Source organism: Desulfobulbaceae bacterium (assembly GCA_015231515.1).
GTDB lineage: Bacteria > Desulfobacterota > Desulfobulbia > Desulfobulbales > VMSU01 > JADGBM01.
Genome location: JADGBM010000049.1, coordinates 1 through 20,732 on the forward strand (window position 1 = coordinate 1; position 20,732 = coordinate 20,732).

At 44.9% G+C, this 20,732-nt stretch carries 19 protein-coding genes and 1 tRNA gene; 19 read left to right on the forward strand and 1 reads right to left on the reverse strand.

Annotation, left to right across the window (positions count from 1 at the left end; translation table 11 throughout):
- From HQK80_09150 to HQK80_09240, 19 genes are all read left to right on the forward strand, one after another.
- On the forward strand, window positions 1–906 hold a 906-nt coding region (locus tag HQK80_09150; protein MBF0222375.1), incomplete at its 5' end, for a transposase.
- A 128-nt stretch (window positions 907–1,034) separates the two neighbouring features.
- Window positions 1,035–1,274, forward strand: a complete 240-nt coding sequence (locus tag HQK80_09155; GenBank protein ID MBF0222376.1) for a type II toxin-antitoxin system prevent-host-death family antitoxin — start codon at window positions 1,035–1,037, stop codon at window positions 1,272–1,274.
- The gene (locus HQK80_09160; GenBank protein MBF0222377.1) at window positions 1,271–1,708 is read left to right on the forward strand and encodes a PIN domain-containing protein; all 438 of its coding nucleotides are present in this window, start codon (window positions 1,271–1,273) and stop codon (window positions 1,706–1,708) included. Before HQK80_09155 ends, HQK80_09160 begins: the two co-directional genes overlap by 4 nt.
- 691 nt (window positions 1,709–2,399) lie before the next feature.
- Window positions 2,400–3,323, forward strand: a complete 924-nt coding sequence (locus HQK80_09165) for a carboxypeptidase regulatory-like domain-containing protein (GenBank protein ID MBF0222378.1) — start codon at window positions 2,400–2,402, stop codon at window positions 3,321–3,323.
- Window positions 3,324–3,327: 4 nt separating this feature from the next.
- Window positions 3,328–5,802 carry a right-handed parallel beta-helix repeat-containing protein gene (locus tag HQK80_09170; protein ID MBF0222379.1) on the forward strand — a complete coding sequence of 825 codons (2,475 nt, stop codon included), beginning with the start codon at window positions 3,328–3,330 and terminating at the stop codon, window positions 5,800–5,802.
- Window positions 5,799–6,536, forward strand: a complete 738-nt coding sequence (locus tag HQK80_09175; GenBank protein ID MBF0222380.1) for a carboxypeptidase regulatory-like domain-containing protein — start codon at window positions 5,799–5,801, stop codon at window positions 6,534–6,536. Before HQK80_09170 ends, HQK80_09175 begins: the two co-directional genes overlap by 4 nt.
- A gap of 115 nt (window positions 6,537–6,651) precedes the next feature.
- Complete coding sequence (locus HQK80_09180; GenBank protein MBF0222381.1) at window positions 6,652–7,179, forward strand: hypothetical protein; 528 nt, start codon at window positions 6,652–6,654, stop codon at window positions 7,177–7,179.
- Between the two features lie 29 nt (window positions 7,180–7,208).
- On the forward strand, window positions 7,209–8,315 hold the full coding sequence (locus HQK80_09185) for a YedE-related selenium metabolism membrane protein (GenBank protein MBF0222382.1): 1,107 nt from the start codon (window positions 7,209–7,211) through the stop codon (window positions 8,313–8,315).
- 146 nt (window positions 8,316–8,461) lie between these two features.
- Complete coding sequence (locus tag HQK80_09190; protein ID MBF0222383.1) at window positions 8,462–9,427, forward strand: right-handed parallel beta-helix repeat-containing protein; 966 nt, start codon at window positions 8,462–8,464, stop codon at window positions 9,425–9,427.
- 4 nt (window positions 9,428–9,431) lie between these two features.
- The gene (locus tag HQK80_09195) at window positions 9,432–10,712 is read left to right on the forward strand and encodes an MFS transporter (protein ID MBF0222384.1); all 1,281 of its coding nucleotides are present in this window, start codon (window positions 9,432–9,434) and stop codon (window positions 10,710–10,712) included.
- A gap of 371 nt (window positions 10,713–11,083) precedes the next feature.
- Window positions 11,084–11,632 (forward strand): RsbRD N-terminal domain-containing protein, encoded by a 549-nt coding sequence (locus tag HQK80_09200; protein MBF0222385.1) that lies wholly within the window; start codon window positions 11,084–11,086, stop codon window positions 11,630–11,632.
- Window positions 11,633–11,742: 110 nt separating this feature from the next.
- Complete coding sequence (dsrM, locus tag HQK80_09205) at window positions 11,743–12,798, forward strand: sulfate reduction electron transfer complex DsrMKJOP subunit DsrM (protein MBF0222386.1); 1,056 nt, start codon at window positions 11,743–11,745, stop codon at window positions 12,796–12,798.
- 12 nt (window positions 12,799–12,810) lie between these two features.
- Entirely contained in the window at window positions 12,811–14,469 is a 1,659-nt protein-coding gene (locus tag HQK80_09210) for a (Fe-S)-binding protein (GenBank protein MBF0222387.1), read from the forward strand.
- On the forward strand, window positions 14,462–14,842 hold the full coding sequence (gene dsrJ, locus HQK80_09215) for a sulfate reduction electron transfer complex DsrMKJOP subunit DsrJ (protein ID MBF0222388.1): 381 nt from the start codon (window positions 14,462–14,464) through the stop codon (window positions 14,840–14,842). Before HQK80_09210 ends, dsrJ begins: the two co-directional genes overlap by 8 nt.
- A complete protein-coding gene (locus HQK80_09220) occupies window positions 14,842–15,690 on the forward strand; it encodes a 4Fe-4S dicluster domain-containing protein (GenBank protein MBF0222389.1) in 849 nt (282 codons plus the stop codon). The genes dsrJ and HQK80_09220 overlap by 1 nt, the downstream gene beginning before the upstream one ends.
- 11 nt (window positions 15,691–15,701) lie before the next feature.
- A complete protein-coding gene (gene nrfD / locus HQK80_09225) occupies window positions 15,702–16,856 on the forward strand; it encodes a polysulfide reductase NrfD (GenBank protein MBF0222390.1) in 1,155 nt (384 codons plus the stop codon).
- A 184-nt stretch (window positions 16,857–17,040) separates the two neighbouring features.
- Window positions 17,041–19,368, forward strand: a complete 2,328-nt coding sequence (locus HQK80_09230; GenBank protein MBF0222391.1) for a cysteine--tRNA ligase — start codon at window positions 17,041–17,043, stop codon at window positions 19,366–19,368.
- A gap of 197 nt (window positions 19,369–19,565) precedes the next feature.
- Window positions 19,566–19,838, forward strand: a complete 273-nt coding sequence (locus HQK80_09235) for an HU family DNA-binding protein (GenBank protein MBF0222392.1) — start codon at window positions 19,566–19,568, stop codon at window positions 19,836–19,838.
- A 69-nt stretch (window positions 19,839–19,907) separates the two neighbouring features.
- Window positions 19,908–19,984: transfer RNA gene (locus HQK80_09240), tRNA-Arg, on the forward strand.
- Between the two features lie 428 nt (window positions 19,985–20,412).
- Here the strand turns inward: HQK80_09240 and HQK80_09245 are convergent.
- On the reverse strand, window positions 20,413–20,732 hold a 320-nt coding region (locus HQK80_09245), incomplete at its 5' end, for a DUF1524 domain-containing protein (protein MBF0222393.1).

Genomic DNA, 20,732 nt, shown 5'->3' on the forward strand with positions numbered 1-20,732 from the left:
GCTCTGCTCAGTAATCACTTTCATTTACTTCTCCGCTGCAACAATATTGAACTATCCCGTTTCATGAGACGGCTTTTAACCGGGTATGCGATAGATTTTAATCGCCGTCACAGGAGAAGTGGGCATCTTTTCCAGAACAGGTACAAATCGATTGTTTGTGAAGAGGATTCCTACCTTCTTGAATTGGTTCGATACATTCATCTCAATCCATTCAGGGCAAAAATGGTATCGGACATGGAAACCCTTGAGATTTACCCATGGTGTGGGCATGGTGTTTTACTGGGGAAAGAAAGTCTTACCGGACAGTCTGTCGATGAATTATTGTTCCTGTTTGGTAAGGAAGAAGCAATTGCCCGCAATAACTATCGGCAGTTTGTCGCTGATGGTGTTATTCAGGGTAATCGCCCCGAACTGGTAGGCGGGGGTTTAAGGAGAAGTCAGCAGGCTTCCGGAACACAGGATGAGATTGAGTTGTTTGATGAACGGGTTCTGGGGAGCGGATCATTTGTTGAATCACTTCAGCAGAATGAAACTCTGAAAGGCATATTGCCAGGCAAGATGACATTATCTGAGATTCAGCAAGTCGTAGGAACCTTGTTTAATGTTGATCCGGAAGCGATTTTGATACGAACCCGGTTGAATTCTGTTTCAGAGGCCAGGGTTGTTTTTTGTTATATTGCCGTCAGAATGACAGGAGAAAAGGGAACAGACGTCGGTCGATTTCTCGGTATCAGTCCATCTGGTGTTAGCAGGGCTGTCATTCGTGGTGAACATTTGATTCTGGCCCATAAACCCCTTAAAGTTAAAATGCAAAACCTCAAAGAAGAGATAGGGGCCTTAACTGGAAGACGATTAAAGAATAAAAAGCGGGGTCGGCCGGTAGGATGGCGGAAAGAGATATTTTAATTTTACTCTGACCCTAATTACAGGTAATTACAGGGAAAACGACGACGAAAACCCTTGTAATTTAATGCTTAACGACGTACAGTATGTACTGTACTGTACGTGTATGCTTAATTTTTTTGGAGGAGATTATGCTTGAAATAGGTGCTGAGGCTGCGAGGAGAAGGTTACCCGAACTACTGGACAGGGCTAATGCAGGTGAACAGACGATTGTAAAAAAACGTGGTGTTCCTTATGCAGCGATAGTGGCGCTTTCCCAGCGAAAAATAGCTAAAAGGGAAGGTCTGCTTGCTTTGCAGGCGACTGGAAAAGGCTTGTGGGGCGAAGATTCCACTGCTACCATCAATGAATATCGTGATGAATGGGAATGATTGATCTAAATAAACTTCCTGACGGTTCACTCGTTACAGTTGATAGTGCGCCGATAATCTATTTCTTGGAGGGACACTCAACATATTCACAACACTTTATGCCTCTGTTCGAACAAATTGATTCTGGGCGTTTGCTGGCGATTATATCACCTGTGACTGTTGCTGAGGTAGTTGCCGGGCCGTTGGGACATAATAACGAGCTGTTGGCTGATCGTTACTATCAGGCCTTGACTTCAGGCCCTAACTGGTCGATTCAGGATCTGACTGCTGAGATTTCATTTATGGCAGCAAGGATTCGAATAAGATACCGCTTAAAGTTGCCTGACGCAATTCAGTTAGCGACTGCCGTGTCTTCTGGATCATCGGCCCTGATAACCCATGACCGAGACTTTAGAAATGTTAACGAGATGTTGATTCTTGGACTGGATGTATGATTACCTTTAACAGAAAAGGATAACAGAAAAGGAAAAGGGGACAGATTGAAAGCGCCGGTAAAAGCCGGCAGAGAGTTAGGGGTGAAAGTCCCCTGCATAGTAAAGGATAGCGACCAGCTATGGCCTCCGAGTCATGCATCGGCTACCCGTAAGTGTCACCGCCGAGAAACAATGGACCCACTTGTTGAATTGTTTTGAACCCACCCAGAAGTTGCCATATTGAAAATCCCATTGATTTTTTCACCGGTTAACGGACCCTGTAAATCATCGCAATAAAATAATACTATGAAAGGCCAAATTGTTACAGGAACAGGTAACGGCACAGTGCTGGGATACCGGGAGCCCCTAGGGCGGACGGGATCACAGCACTGTGCCGTTTTGGTGGGTGAAGTCTGTGATTCCTGTGGAATTCCATGTGAGCAACTTAAAATATCCCGATGGCAGAAGGTATAACGTTGTTTTTGTGAAACTGATTGATGAGCCCTGACTTATAGTCTGAAGATCGCTTAGTTAATTTTCCGGCAAGTTGAGTGGGCGTAGCGGTTGAAAACTTTGACAATAGCGATAGCAAACTTTATAGTTATCACTGCAGCTAAAAAGATTATATGTGAAAGTGTCGGTAATGAGTGAACTGTTGATTGATAACTGTGCTGGATTTATGCCTGAAAGAATTAACCAAAAGGGGTAGAGAATGAAAAAGTTGGCATTTATAGCTCTGGTTAGCTTACTGTTTGTTTTTTTGACCAATGCTTCTGCCGGAATTCCAGGTTTTATGAAAGCCAGGATGGGAACGCTGAAAGGGCAGGTTTTTGTCGATGACAAACCTCTTGCTGACGCTATTGTCTCTTTTTTTGATACGAAGGGTGGCCCGCCTCCAGCGATAGGCAGTGCCAGGCGCGTACCTGATATGGTCACTCGCACAGATTCCCAGGGATGGTTCACCGCACAGTTGTTGCCCGGGAACTTCTACGTTGGTGCTATGGTAAGGGCTGTGGGGTTAGGGCCGGGGCCGCCTCGGGCAGGTGAAGAGTTTTTCTTTGTCAGGAACAGTGAGGGACGATTACGTTCTGTTGCAGTGATCACCAAGCAGGTTGTAGAGATTGGCAGACTTGATGGTGTGCCTCCTGGCAAATTTAAGGAGTTTGATGACTTTATAGTGATTACGGGAAAGATTACTGACGAGAATGGTCAGCCTAGGTCAGGTGTTATGGTTACCTTGAAAGAAAGTATGTCGGCGGCACGACCAAAGTTTGTTTCTGAACGAACCGGTGACGATGGTCTCTACGAATTGAAAGTGCCGCCGGGACAATACTATGTGCTGGCTCGTGAATCGTTGCAGGGTGGGCGTCCCAGGACGGGTTCTTTTATCGGCACTTACGGGAAAACTGCCCCGGTTGGTGATGCTTCCCCCTTAAATGCGGGCGGTAAATCAGGTGGTGCTCCCCCAGGAATTGGTACACAAGGTGGAGGCGGCGAAGCGATCTCCGTGATTGGCAAGAAAGGTGAGGTGCTTTCTGGCGTTGATATTCAACTGTTTCGTATTCCAGACCCGGAAGAAACGCGCAAGAAATTTGAGGATGAGGCTCGGGCTAGGACACCCGAAACGACTAAGTGACACAATGTTTACTATCCGCAAATATTTTTTTTTCATCTGTCTATTCTGTCTGACCAGTGCAGATGCCTATGCCAGCATAATAACTGAAGATACAAATTGGACAGGGGTTATTGATATAGTAGAAGATCTCTTTGTTCCTGCTGGCGTAACTCTGACAATTTCTCCTGGTACAGTTGTCAACGTGCAGCCGTCCGAAAATACCCGCATTGATCCTGAATTCCTCTCCCATCAAACAGAGATTCTTGTGCGTGGCACATTAATTATCAAAGGTCATACGGATAACCTTGTCCGATTTGCGCTTAACGGAGATGTCGATGTTGAGCGTTGGGCCGGCATAATCGTTGATGGTGGCAGGGCCATAATCGAAAATACCAGTATTGCCGAAGCTGAAACGGGCCTGCACTTGATTGATGGCAGTGCAGTTCTTTCCAGGGTCACGGTCTCGGGGAACCGCTATGGCTTGATCGCCCAGGGACAAGGGGCGGTTATAGAACTGAAAAATTCTGTGGTTAGGGCAAATGACTATGGGGTGCTGGCCTTTAATGGCGGTGAAGTAATTACTGCCGACTCCGTTATCAATGATAATGTTAAGCGTGACAACTTCGCTGCAAAAGCACAGCATGTGAAAGTCACGCCGGTTGTTTATGAATTGCCGGAGAGAGCCCTGAGCCAGACCTACAGTAATGAAACCCTGGTCGGCAACACAACCTGGCGGGGGCGGATACGTGTGCAGGGCCAGGTGAGAGTGCCCCCTGAGGGACGCCTGCTAATTATGCCGGGAACCGTTGTTGAGTTTACCTTCAAAGATACCAACGGCGATGGCATTGGCGAGAACGGAATTCTGGTGCAGGGTGGTTTTGTTGCCAAGGGTACCAGCGAGAAGCCGATCATCTTTCGGGCCGCAGAAAAAGATGCCAAAAGGGGTGCTTGGGACTCCATTAATATTCTGGGAAGTGATCAGACAAAAAATTTAATTGAGTTCTGCCAGATCGAGCAGGGCTACAGGGGAATGCACTTTCATTTTGCCAACGTGGCTGTGACCAACTCTGTTATGCGGCATAATTATCGGGGCATGCAGTTCCAGGAGTCGTTGGTCGAGATTCGAGATAACCATTTCTACCGTAATACGAGCGCGATTCAAGCGAGAGACTCGGAAGTGGTTTTTAGGAATAATACGATTTATGAAAATTTCAATGGAGCCAATCTTTTCAGGATGAATGTGGTGGCGCAAAACAATGTTTTTGCCAACAATCAAGGCGATGGCTTGCGGATACGTGAAGGGGCTGCAACGGTGGAAAACAATAGTATGTCGGGCAATCGTTATGGTCTGCTGGTTGCTGATGCCCTGTTTGGAAAATTTAACAGCAATCTGATGAGTGCAAACCTTGAGTTCGGTCTGGCCCTGCGCAATACAGAGAGTATTGATATCCGCCATAACGCCATCGTTAATAATGGCCTGCATGGCCTGATTGTCAGGGATTCCCGGGGCGAAATTCAGGGCAACATGATCACCGGCAATGGCGAGCGCGGTATTGGGGTATTATCGTTTACCGGCAGTATCAGGGGGAATGTCATAACCGCAAACGGGCTCTACGGCATTGGCCTTGAAACAGCAGAGACAATTGACGCTGTTGGCAACTGGTGGGGTGATTCAGACCTTGAAAAGAAGATATACGATCAGGCTGACGATGCGGCGCTCGGTAAAGTTTTACTTGAGCCTGTGCTGCAAACTCCGATTGAGTTTGTCTGGCCGGTTGCTTTGGTGCCCACTGATATCTCTTGGTATGGTACTGTTCGGGTTCTTGATCGGGTCACGGTGCCGCTTGATGTTACCTTGTCCGTTATGGCTGGCTCGGTGGTCGAGTTTGGCGACTCTGTTGGCATGGATGTCTATGGCGCGATTCAGGGTAAGGGGCTTGTTGATAAGCGGATCAGCTTTACCTCGATAGCCAAAAAAGGTGCCAACGACTGGGACGAGATAAGTCTGGATCGTGCACTTGGCAGTTTTTTCGAAAATTGTGATTTTTCCTATGCAACCTGGGGAGTTCACAGTCACTATACGAATTTGATTGTTAATCAATGTCAGTTTGTCAGTAACGATGGGGGGATGCGTTTCAGGAGCGGGCCTGTAACCATAAAAAATTCGGTATTTCAAAAAAATCGAATCGGCATGCGGGCCTATCTGGCCTTTGGGGATATCTCCCATAACATTGTGACGAACAATGAGATGGGTATCTATATCCGAGAGAAAGGCGACGGATTGACTATTTCACAGAATAATATCTATGCCAATGACCGCTACAATATGCGTCTGGGTGATTTCAATAAATCCGATGTTGATGCCCGCAATAACTGGTGGGGTGGGATTTCTGTGCTTGATACGGTTTTTGATCGGAATCGTGAACCGTATATTGGCAATGTGCTCTTTGATCCGGTGCTCGAGCAGCCGATAACGCTTGACTGGACGCCAATACAATGAAAACATCAAAACTCATCTTGATAGATATCTTGTGCTGTATCGCTTTTTTGACTCTGGTGGGTGGTGTTGCACTGGCCGCTGGTTCAACCTTCACATTTTCCGGAGAAATTTCTGATGTTGAGGGGGCTGTTGTTTCGGGGGCGGAGGTTTCATTTTATAAGACAAGTAATGTTAAGCGACCGGCCGATTTTGTTTCGAACCGAACTGGTGCAGAGGGTAAATACCAGGTAGTGCTTCCCGAGGGAGTGTACTGGGCTTTTGCCACCCTGCGCAGAGATGGTCGGAAATTCGGCCCATTAGGGCTTGAGGATAAACATTCAGGAACTCCGGTAGAGGTTGAGATTGGCCCTGATGAAGAGTTGTTAATGGACTTTGTGGTTATGGATCTTCGTGAGGCCACCAAAAAGATCCAGAAGAAAAACGATACACTGGTGCGTGTTTCAGGGCGAATTCTGGATCAAAAAGGGAGTCCTGTGGTAATGGCTTATGCTATGGCCGACACGGTTAAGCGGTTCAAAGAGATTCCCAGGTATCTTTCTGCCTGGACAGATGAGACGGGTCAGTACCTGCTTTTTTTGCCGAAGGGGAGATATTATTTGGGTGTGTTGACTGGCTTTCCGCCGGATGCTGATTATAGTCTAACTCAAGAATTGTTAGTCGACGATGACCGGTCAGGGTTGGATGTTATCCTGTCTGATGAACTCGTAAAAAGTCGAGATGTCGCGCCAAGATGAAAAGTCGCAGGTAAGGACAACAGGAGACTCCGATTCTTTTTTGTAATAATATAAAAGTGTCGTTCTTTGCGCCTTGGCGTCTTGGCGCGCGACATATAGTTTATACGAGTTTGTCATGGATAGGTTAGATAGAATATCAACCGGCGCGATTGTCGTGCTTGCAGTCTGGGCTGTTGTTCTCCTGATGTTTAATGGCGGAGGCCAGGGTGCATCTAAGGATCGCTTGCCAGGGAAGGGCCAGGAAGTTCAGCGTTATATTGATCCGAACTTTGATACAAAGCTGGCCCTGGCCAAGAAACTGATTGCCAGCGGAAGTATTGAGCAGGCCGGTCTTTTAGTAGACGAACTCTTGAAAAACTATGCCTTTGAGGGGCAGCCGTACATGCTCAAGGGCGATATTTTTTTGCGTAAACAGCAGCCCGTCCAGGCCATGTCGCAGTATAGAAAGGCAATTGACTTAAATCCCGATTTTCTGGACAAGAAGACGACTGTGTTTCAAGGCAAAAAAATTAAAAAGACCGTGGATGAAGCCCAGGTCCTCATTGATGAAGCTCTGGCAGAAAATCCAGGTAATGAAGAGCAGAAAGAGTACAAAAAAATGCTCTATTATATGCTTCGTAAAATAGCCGGGAGCTGTAGTTAGTTAGTTCCTCAAACCAAGAGATATGGGTTATGAAAAAACGTAATTTTGTAATTATGGGGGCAATAATGGGGGTAGGGTCCTTTGTCTTGTCCTACTTCGGTAATCCGGCCAATACGGGGGTTTGTGTCTCTTGTTTCATGGAAAATGTCTCTGGTGCCATAGGGCTGCATGATAACGTCAGAATGCAGTATTTACGACCGGAGATTCTGGGTATTGTGCTTGGGGCCTTCGCCTGGTCGGTGTATCGAAAAGATTTCGTAACTACCGGAGGCAGTTCTCCCCTCCTACGTTTTATGGTTGGCGTGTTGCTCATTATTGGCTGTTCGGTATTTATTGGCTGTCCGGTAAAAATGGTGTTGAGGATTGCCGCTGGTGACGTGGGTGCCCTGGTCGGGGTTGTTGGCCTGATTGCTGGAATTTATATCGGCCTTGAGTTTGTAGAAAATGGTTTTCAGTTGGGTAAACCAACAGAGACGCCAAAAGCCAGCGGCTATGTGATACCCGCATTCATGCTATTTCTCTTGATTCTGGGCGTAATGAAGGCCCCCTTTATTGGTTTTAGTGAAAAAGGCGGTGGGGCGATGCATGCACCGTTTCTTCTTTCGCTTGGGCTTGGTCTGTTGATCGGTGGATGGGCCCAGCATACTCAGTTTTGTGTGACGGGGGGCATCGCCAGGGTTTTCTTGTGGGGGCCTCGAGAGATTATGAACTGCCCGCGCTCAACAGGGCTTTTGGTCAGCCTGGCATCATTTTTCGTTTTTGCCCTGGTAACAAGCCTTCTGACCGGGCAGTTTTCTTTCGGTCTGTACGGCCAGCCGAGTTCCAACGAAAGTTATGGCTGGGCCTTTCTAGGTATGCTGCTGGTTGGTTTTGGCTCGGTATTGATCAGGGGCTGTCCGTTGCGTCAACTCGTCTCGGCCGGGCAGGGTGATACTGATGCGGGAGTGACGGTCTTCGGCATGTTGGTTGGTGCGGCATTTGTGCAGAACTGGGGGCTGGGCGGCAACTCTTCCGGTACGCCAGTCACGGCCCAGGTTGCCATCTTATTTGGCCTTCTCTTACTGTTTATTGTCGGTATGGTGAATAGAAAGAGAGGTTATGGTATTGCGCCCGAGTATCAACTGGGGCTGGATTGATGGCGTCGCAAATCATATAAAAATTCTGATTAGCACTGATCAGTTAAGAAATGATACATACCACCGGCCCGCACTGACAGTTTTGTTGGTGTGGGTCTTTTAGTAATGTTTGATGCGTAAAATGTAGAACAATTTTAGGAGAAGCTATGCATTATTTAGCAGTATTGATCACTGTTGTAAGTCTCGCATTAACTGGTTGTGAACAGAAACAGCAAGTTGTCGAGCTGGGCATGTCTACCCTCGAAAAAGACACCACGTGGGAAGGGACTGTAATCATCAATGGTGATGTCTATGTGCCGCCCGGAGTGACGCTGACAATCAAACCGGGCACGACAGTTAAATTTAAACGTATCGATGAGACCTCTGATCAGAATATGTTCGGCATTGTCTCGCCGTACTACCCGGAAGCGGAACTGATTATTCGCGGTAAAATTATCGCCAAGGGCACTAGCAAGGAGGCTATTGTCTTCACTTCAAAGGAGATTGACGCGCGACCTAAGGACTGGGGGGCTGTTAATCTTCTCGGCAGTGAAGGTAATATCTTTGACTACTGCAAGATGCTCTTTGCTTATAACGGAATTCATGGACACGGCGCTGAGGCGGTTATTACTAACAGTGAATTTGCTAAGAACGGGGTTGGCGTCAGTTTTAAGATGGAGGAAGAAACCCTGGATGCCCCATGGTTTGGTAAGATATCTGTGATGAAGATTACCCACAGCAAGTTTTTTAATAATAAAGGCGCGATTGGTTTGAGAAACTCGAAGGGTGAAATTTCGCACAACTTGATTGAAGATAATAAGTTTTTTGGCATTTTCCCTAAGGAAAAGGCTGAGGCGACCATCTCGTACAATCAGATCACAGGAAATAAAAAGGGTATATATCTCTATCAGGCCCAAAAAGTAATAATTGAGCATAATAATATTTATGACAATGTCGATTACAATGTTGCTGTAGCGGAGGCCCAGGATTTTGAGGTTATTATTCCCAATAACTGGTTTGGCACAATTAATGAGAAAAATATAGATGAGAAGATCTTTGACAAGAAAGATGACGGTGATTTAGGCGAAGTACTTTATAAACCATTTCTTAAGAAGAGAGTTGCCTGGGAGTAGGCCGATGACAGATGAACAAAAAGTTGTCTGGCTTGCCAGCTGTTCGCATTTCATTACCCATGGTTTTATGACGCTGTTCCCGGCGGTCATGGTTGTAATTGCGGCTGAAAACTCCATGTCCTTCATGACGATTGGCATTATTGCCGGTGTAGGCTATTTTCTTTACGGCCTTGGGGCCTTTCCGGCGGGTTATCTGGCAGATCGCTATGGTTCAAAGCGCCTGTTGACTGTTGGGGTGATTGGTATGTCGATTGCCTCAGCACTTGTGGGTTTGTCTATTGGCACCTGGACCTTTGCCTTGTCCTATTCGCTGTTGGGCCTATTTGCCAGCATACATCATCCGGCAGGACTTTCGTTTATTGCCAGGAGGGTAAGTGAGCGCAAGGGGAAGGCCCTTGGTGTTCATGGGGTTATGGGCAATGTCGGGTTGTTTATGACGCCGTTGTTTAGTGCTTTTTGTGTCTGGTACTTTCAGAGCTGGCGCTCAGCGTACCTTCTTTTTTGTCTGGTTGGGCTGGTGTTTGCGGTTTTGCTCTATGTCGCCAATATACCCGGTGAGGCTAACTTGTCTTTGCGTGCTCTGTTTGGGCGGCATAGGACTGGTGGTGGTAAAAAAATAGACGACGAAGGAGAGGCTTCAGCATTGCCGGAATACGACAGGCCTGTTTCTTTTTTGCCGATAGCACTTTTACTGATTTTTGCAGGAAGTATTTTATCCGGTTTTATCTTTCGAGGTTCGTTGACCTTTTTGCCGGCCTTGCTGCGGGGAGAGATTCATTTTATTACTAACCATGATGAGCCAGTTGTTATAGCCGGTTATATGACAACCGCCGTACTGTCATTTGGATTATTTGGCGCTTGGTTCGGAGGCTACATTAACGACAAGCTCAAGCACCCGGAATTTTTTACTGCTGGTGTGCTTTTGTGTGTTGCCCCGATTTTGTATTTTATGAGTCGGTATACTGACACGCGGTTGATCGTAATCTGCTCGTTGTTCAGCCTTATTTACTACGCCTGGCAGCCGGCTCAAAATTATCTGATCGCTAAATATTCAAAAAAAGCGTCCCATGGGAAGTGGTTTGGTGTTAACTTTTTTCTGCTTTTCGGAATTGGTTCCATTGCCACATCTATTGGCGGTTTTGTGGCAGATGAATATGGCGTTGACCGGTTTTATTGGATTATGGCCCTTATTTCGGCGGTAGCCTCTCTTGCTGCTTTTGCAGTTTTCTTTGTAAGAAGACACCGGCTGGTGTACTCCCTTCGTATGGAAAAAGACTCTTTGTAGCGGGTCAGAGGGTCGAGATCAGGGGGCAGGAGATAACCCTCTGAGAACTATTTCATTCCAACTTCCAACTTCCAACTCCCAGCTTTAAGCTTCCCTCTATATTTTGATGGTCTCGCAAAAAGCCGCTCGACATCCCCGGCTCGCTCTGTAACTAGTTGATTTCATTGGGTGGCGCTGAACCTTTTTTGACTTTTTGCGAGTTTGTCATATTTTCGGGTAATTCCATTTTATTTCTTTGCATACTTTAATGAAATTTTCTGTTGAAATATTGTTTAAAACATGATAACCGTTTCTGGCATAAACTGAATTAGCATTCAGTAATGTTCATTTCTTATTGATTTCATTAGGGAAAAATAGGTAGAGATACTGGTATGAACTTTAAAGAACAACTAAAACAAAATTTATTGGCCATTGAACAGAAATGGATTGATAGTGTTTTGGCGACATACTCAAGTGATGGCGCCAGGTTCTTTAAGAAAGAGAAAGACCAGTTTGCGAATCCTCTGGGTTTTAACGTCAGAAAGGGGCTTGAAAAAACTCTAGGTCTGCTTGTCAATGACCAACTGGACGAACTGCCGACAGAGATGGAGCAGCTTGTTAAGCTCCGGGCCGTACAGACCTTTGGGCCATCTGAAGCTGTAGGATTTGTGTTTTTCCTAAAAAAAATTGTTATTGAAGAATGTGGACTGCAATGTATTGCCGAGTGCGCAACGGAGTGGAGTGCATTTGAGGGTCGAGTTGATGATTTGGCCATGCGGATTTTTGATCTTTATATGAAAGATAGAGAGCTTATTTCTCAGATAAGGGTCAATGAATATCGTTCTGGAAATCATATTATGGCTGGGGCACGTTGTCCGTCAGCTATGACGAGGAAAAGTAAAGAAGAGAAAATCGAGCTTAAAGTTATTCAGGATAGTTAGTGCCTTAGAATTTTTTTCTTGTTTCCATAGCAACAAAAAAATCGTTAAGCGCTTATTTCCGGTTTAACCGGATTAGTTTTAAGTTCAACCCCAAAGCGAGGTAGTAGTAAATGAAAATCTTGTATCCCTTCGTCGCAGTTATTGGTCTTATGTTGTTCGCCTTCCTTGGAGTTCAGGTAGGCATGGATTCGCTGTTCGGGATTGTCATACCCTATTTGGCATTTCTGATTTTTATCGGCGGTTTCATTAACAAGGTTGTTGGCTGGGCAAAGTCGCCGGTGCCTTTCAGGATCCCCACCACATGTGGTCAGGGGCAATCGTTGCCCTGGATTAAGCAGGCGAAGATTGATGATCCGTCAACCACACTTGGTGTTGTGCAGCGAATGGCACTTGAGGTGTTGCTCTTCAGGTCCCTTTTTAGAAACACCCAGGCAGATGTTTATGACGGCCCTAAGTTGCGCTATGGATCGAGCAAATACCTCTGGCTGTTTGCTTTGATGTTCCATTACTCCTTTGCGGTAATTGTTATTAGGCATATGCGACTGTTTACCGATCCGATGCCATTTTTTGTGCCAATTCTGGAGTTCTTTGATGGTATTCTGCAGATAGGTGCTCCGACCTTGTACCAGTCAGATCTGGTACTGCTTGGGGCCCTTACCCTCCTGTTCCTTCGTCGAATTATTCTTGCCAATGTTCGTTATATATCACTGCCTGCTGATTACTTCCCACTATTCCTGATTTTTGCAATTGCTTCGACAGGAATTTTGATGCGCTATTTTGTCCGGGTCGATGTCATTAATATCAAGCAACTTGCCGTGGGCCTTGCCTCATTTTCACCAGTTCTCGCCGACGATATTGGCTCACTTTTTTATATCCATATTTTTCTGGTAAGTACGTTAATCGCTTACATACCATTCTCGAAGTTGATGCATATGGGCGGTATTTTCATGAGTCCGACCAGGAATTTAGCAAACAACAGCAGGATGGTACGTCATATCAATCCTTGGAATGACCCGTCAATCAAGCCTCATTCCTACGCAGGTTATGAGGATGATTTTAGAGACGTTATGGCGGAGGCAGGACTTCCATTAGAAAAGGAGTTGCCGCCAGAAGAGCCGGTCGCAGAAGAGGAACAGGGAAAAGCAACGGAAACCCCAGCTGAGTAAGGAAAAAATACAATGGCAGATATGAAAGTAGATGAATTAGGTGTCAGTGTCGCTCGTGGTCCTTCCTTGATGACCGGGGCGGTTCCGACTAAAGATTGGCAAGAAGTGCCAGCGGTATTCAAGCCAGGGAATTATTGCTATCCCGCTAAAGCGAGTATGGTTGAGTATCACAGCAAAAGTCTCCCCGGTCTTTTTGGTGAACCCCGCGAATGGGATGTCGAGAGCGATGACTGGAAGCTTCCGGAAAATTGGAAGGAAATCATTATTAATGGCATGAAAGAACGATTGGACAAGTTCAGGTCCTTTAAGATCTTCATGGATTGCTGTGTACGTTGTGGGGCCTGCGCCGATAAGTGCCATTTCTTCTTAGGTACAGGAGACCCAAAGAACATGCCGGTACTGCGGGCTGAACTCCTTCGATCAGTTTATCGAAATGATTTCACCAAGGCCGGAAAGATCCTGGGTAAATTTGCCGGGGCTCGAGAGATGACCTTTGGGGTTTTAAAAGAATGGTTTATGTATTTTTACCAATGCACAGAGTGTAGACGATGCTCGGTCTTCTGCCCCTACGGAATTGATACTGCTGAAATAACCATGATGGCCCGTGAATTGCTCCATCTGGTTGGCGTTGGTACAAACTGGATTCTTGAGCCGGCCGCAAACTCGAACCGCACCGGAAATCATCTAGGCCTTCAGCCCCATACATTTAAAGAAAACGCGGAATATATGCTTGACGACATCGAGGAAGTTACCGGTGTTCGTCTCAAAAACCTTAATTTCAACCGAAAGGGCGCAGAGGTACTTTTCGTTATCCCTTCAGCAGATGTTTTTGCTGATCCGGGAATATACACCTTTATGGGTTATATCATGATGTTCGAACATATCGGACTCGATTATACCATTAGTACCTACGCCTCTGAGGGTGGTAACTTTGGTTCTTTTACCAATAATGAGTTGATGAAGAAACTTAATGGTAAAATGTATGCTGAAGCCAAACGCCTTGGGGTCAAGTGGATTCTGGGTGGCGAATGCGGGCATATGTGGCGGGTACTGCATCAGTACATGGACACCATGAACGGCCCTGCTGATTTTCTGGAAGTACCAAAATCACCGATTACCGGAACTGTTTTTGAGAATGCTGCCTCAACTAAGATGGTACACATCAGTGAGTTCACCGCCGACCTGATCAGGCATGGTAAGTTGAAACTTGACCCGAGCAGGAACGATAACCGGATCGTCACCTTTCACGATTCATGCAATCCCTCCAGAGGTATGGGAATGCTTGAGGAACCTCGCTACATCTTAAAACATGTCTGCAACAATTTTCATGAAATGCCTGAAAATACCATCCGGGAATCAACGTTCTGTTGTGGCTCCGGTACCGGCTTGAACACCGGAGAGATCATGGAGCTGCGGATGAGGGGCGGTTTGCCCCGTGCAAATGCGGTCAAATATGTCAAAGATAAGCATGGTGTTAATATGTTATCTTGTGTCTGTGCCATCGACAGGGCAACTTTATTGGCCCTGATGCAGTATTGGAACCCGAATGTTGGAGTGTGTGGTATATCAGAGCTTGTCGGTAATGCTTTGATAATGGATGGTGAAAAAGAGAGAGACCAGGACTTACGTTTTGAAACTCTCCCTGGAATGGAAGGTGACGCCGATGTATGATAGTGGAAAGGTAATAACAGGACTGGCAATATTTGTGGCTATTATATGCTTTCCCCTTTGGTATAACGTGATCAATGGGGCTGAGCGCATACCAATACCCTTAATGCCCAAGGACCAGAAAAAATGTGTGGCTCCTTCAGACTATATGCGGAAATCACATATGGTACTTCTTAATGACTGGAGAGATGAAGTTGTTCGAACAGGAGAGAGAGAATTTCAAGTAATAGACGGCAAGAAATATGAAAAAAGCCTGCAGAATGGTTGTATGAATTGTCATCAAAGCAGAGAAAAATTTTGTACCTCCTGCCATACCTATGCCGCAGTAACACCATATTGCTGGGATTGTCATGTTGAGCCGAAGGAGATGAATTAATGGATGTTAAACGACGAAAATTCCTGAAAATTGCTGGTCTCTCAGCTGTCGCTGGAGTGGCTGCTCCTTCAGCATTTAACATGCTGCTTAAAGGGGATGCAGTTGCTTCTTCTGGCGGAGGCCATGCCGAAAAAACTGAGAACACGGGACATGCTGCAAAGGCAGAGCCAAAAGGAATCCAGTATGGTTTGGTAATTGATGTTAAGAAAATTACCCATACCAAGGGTCTGGCGGAAAAATGTATAGATGCCTGTCATACTGAGCACAATGTACCAGACTTTGGCAACCCGAAAGATGAGATAAAATGGTTGTGGGTTGATGACTATGAGCATTCGTTTCCTGAGCATAGTCATCACCAAAAGAATGATGCGTTGCATGAAATGCAGTTTATGCTTCTCTGTAACCATTGTGAGAAGCCTTCTTGTGTGCGGGCCTGTCCGACTAAAGCGACCTTTAAAAATAAGGACGGTATCGTGATGATGGACTATCATCGCTGTATCGGTTGTCGTTTTTGTATGGCGGCCTGTCCTTACGGGGCGCGAAGCTTCAACTGGAGAAATCCGCGAGAACAGTACGCCAATGGCAATTTCAAGTTTTATAAAAAGCCTCTTAACCCTGAATTTCCGACACGCATGAGAGGTGTAGTTGAAAAATGTAATTTCTGTGCGAAACGTTTGTCGAAAGGGATGATGCCGTCTTGTGTAGAAGCGTGTGGTAATACTGGAGCAATGGTTTTTGGTGATATTAATGATCCAAAATCAGAGATCAGTAAGGTTCTTAGAGAGAATTATACAATTCAGCGGAAACCAGCATCAGGTACATATCCTTCCGTATTCTACATCATTTAAGGTGAATCATTATGTTAGAGAAGGCATTATCAGGTAAAAGTGGATATTGGGCGTGGATATTATTCTTGTTGGGGATGATTTCCATAGGAGGCCTGTTTTACGTTTATCAGTATATAAATGGACTTGGGGTCACGGGAATGAGTCGTGATGTCTCCTGGGGCTTGTACATCGGCCAATTTACCTTTATGGTCGGGGTTGCTGCGGGAGGGGTAATGCTTGTACTGCCCTATTATATTCATGACTATAAGGCCTTTGGTAAAATCACCATTCTTGGTGAATTTATGGCCATTGCCGCTATCGCCATGTGTATTATGTTCATTACAGCAGATTTGGGACAGCCCTTACGAATATTGAATGTTATCTTGCACCCAACCCCCAATTCAATGCTTTTTTGGGACATGCTAGTACTAAATGGCTATCTCTTCTTAAACGTTATTATTGGCTGGGTTGTGCTTAATTCTGAGTATAAAGATGTGCCGCCACCCAAATGGACAAAACCACTTATTTATCTGTCAATACCATTTGCTGTTGGCATTCATACGGTAACAGCTTTCTTGTATTGTGGTTTGCCTGGGCGCCATTACTGGTTGACCGCAATACTTGCTCCCCGCTTTTTGGCATCAGCCTTTGCAGCAGGACCTTCTCTGCTGCTGCTTATTGCACTTCTCCTTAAACGAGTTGCTAATTTTGATGCCGGTGATAAAGCTATTCAGAAATTAGGGACTATCATAACCTATGCTGCCTTACTCAATTTCTTCTTTCTCGGACTTGAGTTTTTTGTAGGGTATTACAGTCAACTTCCAGGTCATATGCACACCCTTGATTATCTATTCTTTGGACTGCATGGCTATGACAATCTGGTTGCCCCGATGCAATTTTCAGTCTTTATCGGTATGACTGCGACAATCCTTATGCTTTTCCCGCAATTCAAGAAAAGTCATCGAAACCTCGCCATAGCAGCTGGTATGATCTTCACCTCTCTCTTTATCGATAAAGGGGTTGGCCTGGTGCTAGGTGGATTTGTGCCTAATCCTTTTGAACGAGTTACAGAATATTATCCTACCGTTCCTGAAATTGCTATTGTGCTGGCGGTATGGTCAGCAGGGGCTTTGATACTGACCGTATTGTACAAGATTGCTGTTACGGTAAAAAATCAGAACGCCTAAAACAGTTTTTTCAATAACTGCCTGAAAGCAAGCATTCTTTTACAAGGAATGCTTGCTTTTTTTTTGTCTGGTGGTATTGCTGTTGATATTTTGCAGTTGTTGGCTTTAACGCCGGAGTATATACTTTTTGTGTACTTGTTTGTGGTATTTTCTATCCATAATTTAACGTGCTATTTATATGACAATGAAAACCATTCTTGATCTTATTGGTAACACACCTCTTGTGCCAATTAATCGTCTTAATCCGTTAAAAGATGTTACTATATATGCCAAGCTTGAGGCCTTTAATCCGGCTGGGTCAGTCAAGGAGCGCATTGCCCTTTCAATGATTGAAGCTGCCGAGAAATCCGGCGAGTTAACACCTGATAAGACAGTTCTTGAAGCTACCAGTGGCAATACCGGAATTGGTATTGCAATGGTTTGTGCTGTGAAGGGCTATCGTTGCCAGCTTGTTATGCCTGAATCTGCCAGTATCGAAAGACGCAAGATTATGACCGCTTTTGGTGCTGAAATCCTATTGACCCCCGCTAAGAAAAGCACTGACGGGGCGATTGAGCAAGCCTATGCCATGGCTCGCCAGCATCCGGAGCTGTATTTCCTGACTGATCAGTTTAATAATGAGGCTAACTGGAAGGCACATTATGTGAATACCGGACCGGAAATTTGGTCTCAAACCGATGGTCTTGTTACCGATGTGGTCGCAACCATGGGTACAACCGGTACTGTTATGGGTTTGAGTAATTATTTTGCTGATAATCACCCAGAAGTTCACGTTATAGCCATGGAGCCCTTTTATAAGCACAAGATCCAGGGCTTAAAAAACATGAAGGAGTCTTATTGCCCGGGTATTTTTGATAAGAATAAACCCTTTAAGATTGTCAATGTTGCTGATGAAGATGCCTTTGATATGGCACGTCAATTAGCACGTCAGGAAGGTATTTTTGTCGGAATGAGTTCTGGTGCGGCCATGTGCGCTGCTTTAGCACGAGCCAAAGAGATTGCAAAGGGAGTTATTGTCGTTATTTTTCCCGATGGCGGAGAAAAATATCTCAGCACAATACTTTTTTCCGCACCGCAGGTGGTTGAGGAGGAAGGAAAAAGCAACTTGCGTCTTTATAACACCGTGTCGCGGAAAAAGGAGGTTTTTGAGCCTCTGCATAAAAAGAGAGTAACGTTCTATTCCTGTGGTCCTACGGCTTATGAGCACGCTAGTCTTGATCATTGCCGACGTTTTGTTTTTGGTGATCTAGTCTATCGTCTTTTGACGGTTAAAGGCTTTGACGTTCATTATTATATGAATTTCACAGATCTCGATGATAATACTATTAAGGGTGCTGCCCTGGCTGATATGCCCTTAGACGAGTATACACAGGGATATATAAACGAATTTCTGTCTGATATTGACCAGTTGGGTGTGCGGAAGGCCAAGGACTATCCTAAGGCCTCAGACCATGTGGGTGCAATGATCGAGCTGTCGAGCCAGTTGATTAAGAAAGGCTACGCTTATGAAAAGCATGGATCTGTTTATTTTGATATCTCCAAATTCCGGGGGTATGGCAAACTTTCGAGAGTCGATATCTCCAAAGTGAGATCAGGGCAAACAGTAGATCTTGATGATTATGAGAAAGAAAGCCCAGTTGATTTCACCCTGTTAAAGCGATCTACGTTGTCTGAATTAAAGAAGGGGATCTTTTTTGAGAGCGAATTTGGGAATGTCCGACCTGGTTGGCATGTTGAATGTGCTGCCATGACACTTCATTATTTAGGCGATACCATGGATATTCATACGAGTAGCTCTAATCTGATATTTCCGCATCATGAAAATGAGAATGCCATTGCTCAGGCTATGACTGGTAAGCCTCTTGCTAAGTATTGGATACATAACGAACTCGTTCTCGTTGATGGCAAGAAAATGTCTGTTGCTAACAAGAATCTAATTACGCTGAGAGAACTTATTGATGAGGGGTATACAGCCCGAGATGTTCGTTTCTTTTTACTGAGTACACATTATAGGAAAACAATAAGCTTTTCTAAGCGCAAACTGGATACCGCCAAGAAAAATTTATGCCGCCTGGATGAGTTTACATGTAAATTGAAGTGCCTGCCCTTGGGCTTGCCTCACCCGCAAGTTGCCGCCCATCTCTCTCAGATGGAAGACGGTTTTTTTGAGGCGTTAGATGATGATTTTAATATCTCAAAAGCAATGGCATCCTTATTTGATTTTATTAAAAAAATGAATCCTATTTTAAATACGGGCAATCTTGATCAGGAGCAGAAGGAGTATATTCTTGAGTCGCTTGCTAAAATAAATGAAGTTTTAAATGTTTTGAGACTGGAAGAATGCCCTTTGGCCCCTGAAATTAGTAAGCTTATTAGTGAGCGAGAAAGGGCCAGACACAATAAGGATTGGGAAAAGGCCGATACCGTGCGTGCAGAGCTTGTTAAGCATGGTATCGATGTTATTGACACAGCTTGTGGGCATTTTTGGAAGGAAGTTACTAAAAAGAAATAGGGCTAAGCCGTTGTGCACATAATTCAAGCAATAAAAGCAATAGATAGGTAGTATTACCATTGACAACAAAACAAGATATTGGTAGGAAGTACCTTGTTAGATGCTAACCTGTTTGGTGGTGGCTCTAAATATATGGGGATGTATTAAACGATCGACCTTCGTCGTTCAGGCGGCGAAACACTGGAAAGGAGAAAAAGATGAACAAAGCAGAATTAGTTAAAGATGTTGCAACAGCGGCTGGATTGTCACAGGTAGCTGCAGAGAAAGCATTAAATGGTTTCATGGATTCAGTTAAGAAGAGTCTTAAAAAAGGTGATTCTGTTACGCTTGTTGGCTTTGGTACATTTTCTGTGTCTAATCGAGCTGCACGCACAGGACGTAATCCACAAACTGGAAAGGCAATTAAAATTGCAGCCAAAAAAGTTGCTAAGTTTAAGGCTGGTAGCCGGTTGGCAGAAGCAGTAAACTAAAATCAGCAAAAATTCACATTAAAGATCTCCGTGCCCGTCTGGGAACGGAGATTTTTTTTCGAAAAATATGCGCCAGTAGCTCAGCTGGATAGAGCAACGGACTTCTAATCCGTAGGTCGGGGGTTCGAATCCCTCCTGGCGTACCAATAAAATCAGGCCTTCAGCTCATTTCGAGATGGAGGCTTTTCTTTCGGTTAGATGCCGGTTAGATGAAATAGGGAAGATTTGAAAGGGAAATAAAAAAAGCAGAGTGAAATTATTCTAACAGGTTTGAATTGATTTTTAACTATTCTGCCATTTTTTGAATCGCATCACACCCAGCATTCAGTGCCAGCACCGTACTAGCGAAAATAAGTGACCAAGCATCTTCCGGTCAAGTTGAGCTTTTTGGTCTAGGAGTGTCAGGCACAGGCTTGTCCAACAAACGGTTCAGGTTGTGGGTTGTACCTCACACAACTTAACCTTAATTCGTTATAAGCTTCGTTGCCTGCCTGCACAATTTTGAAGTCATAGCCGATGCTGATGGCATTGCACACCTTGAGAGAAAGAATTCCATTGATATTATATTCTTTGGTCAGTCTGCAATAGTTATTAAACCCTCGTTGTGCAAAAAAATAAAGAACCTGTCTAGGATGGCGCTGTTGCGGTCAATTATCTGCTGCTCAGCAAATTCTCTGTAGCCAATGAGGTTAGCTATTTCAGAAATTTTACTGGCATCTTTATTTTTTCCACGTCGCTGTATACCGCTGTAAATTTTCTTCTTATCTTTAAACCGATAGTCAGATGCTTTAATGTTAATATTTGCCTCAAGCAGCACCTTATTACCTAGCGATTCAAGATTACTTTCAGCTTGTAGGCCGCTTTCCATTTCTTGACGCTTTTTTGAGTAAATGT

Coding starts and splice junctions, on each gene's coding strand:
- HQK80_09155 (MBF0222376.1), top strand. CDS start 1,035: ATGCTTGAAATAGGTGCTGAGGCTGCGAGGAGAAGGTTACCCGAACTA.
- HQK80_09160 (MBF0222377.1), top strand. CDS start 1,271: ATGATTGATCTAAATAAACTTCCTGACGGTTCACTCGTTACAGTTGAT.
- HQK80_09165 (MBF0222378.1), top strand. CDS start 2,400: ATGAAAAAGTTGGCATTTATAGCTCTGGTTAGCTTACTGTTTGTTTTT.
- HQK80_09170 (MBF0222379.1), top strand. CDS start 3,328: ATGTTTACTATCCGCAAATATTTTTTTTTCATCTGTCTATTCTGTCTG.
- HQK80_09175 (MBF0222380.1), top strand. CDS start 5,799: ATGAAAACATCAAAACTCATCTTGATAGATATCTTGTGCTGTATCGCT.
- HQK80_09180 (MBF0222381.1), top strand. CDS start 6,652: ATGGATAGGTTAGATAGAATATCAACCGGCGCGATTGTCGTGCTTGCA.
- HQK80_09185 (MBF0222382.1), top strand. CDS start 7,209: ATGAAAAAACGTAATTTTGTAATTATGGGGGCAATAATGGGGGTAGGG.
- HQK80_09190 (MBF0222383.1), top strand. CDS start 8,462: ATGCATTATTTAGCAGTATTGATCACTGTTGTAAGTCTCGCATTAACT.
- HQK80_09195 (MBF0222384.1), top strand. CDS start 9,432: ATGACAGATGAACAAAAAGTTGTCTGGCTTGCCAGCTGTTCGCATTTC.
- HQK80_09200 (MBF0222385.1), top strand. CDS start 11,084: ATGAACTTTAAAGAACAACTAAAACAAAATTTATTGGCCATTGAACAG.
- dsrM (MBF0222386.1), top strand. CDS start 11,743: ATGAAAATCTTGTATCCCTTCGTCGCAGTTATTGGTCTTATGTTGTTC.
- HQK80_09210 (MBF0222387.1), top strand. CDS start 12,811: ATGGCAGATATGAAAGTAGATGAATTAGGTGTCAGTGTCGCTCGTGGT.
- dsrJ (MBF0222388.1), top strand. CDS start 14,462: ATGTATGATAGTGGAAAGGTAATAACAGGACTGGCAATATTTGTGGCT.
- HQK80_09220 (MBF0222389.1), top strand. CDS start 14,842: ATGGATGTTAAACGACGAAAATTCCTGAAAATTGCTGGTCTCTCAGCT.
- nrfD (MBF0222390.1), top strand. CDS start 15,702: ATGTTAGAGAAGGCATTATCAGGTAAAAGTGGATATTGGGCGTGGATA.
- HQK80_09230 (MBF0222391.1), top strand. CDS start 17,041: ATGAAAACCATTCTTGATCTTATTGGTAACACACCTCTTGTGCCAATT.
- HQK80_09235 (MBF0222392.1), top strand. CDS start 19,566: ATGAACAAAGCAGAATTAGTTAAAGATGTTGCAACAGCGGCTGGATTG.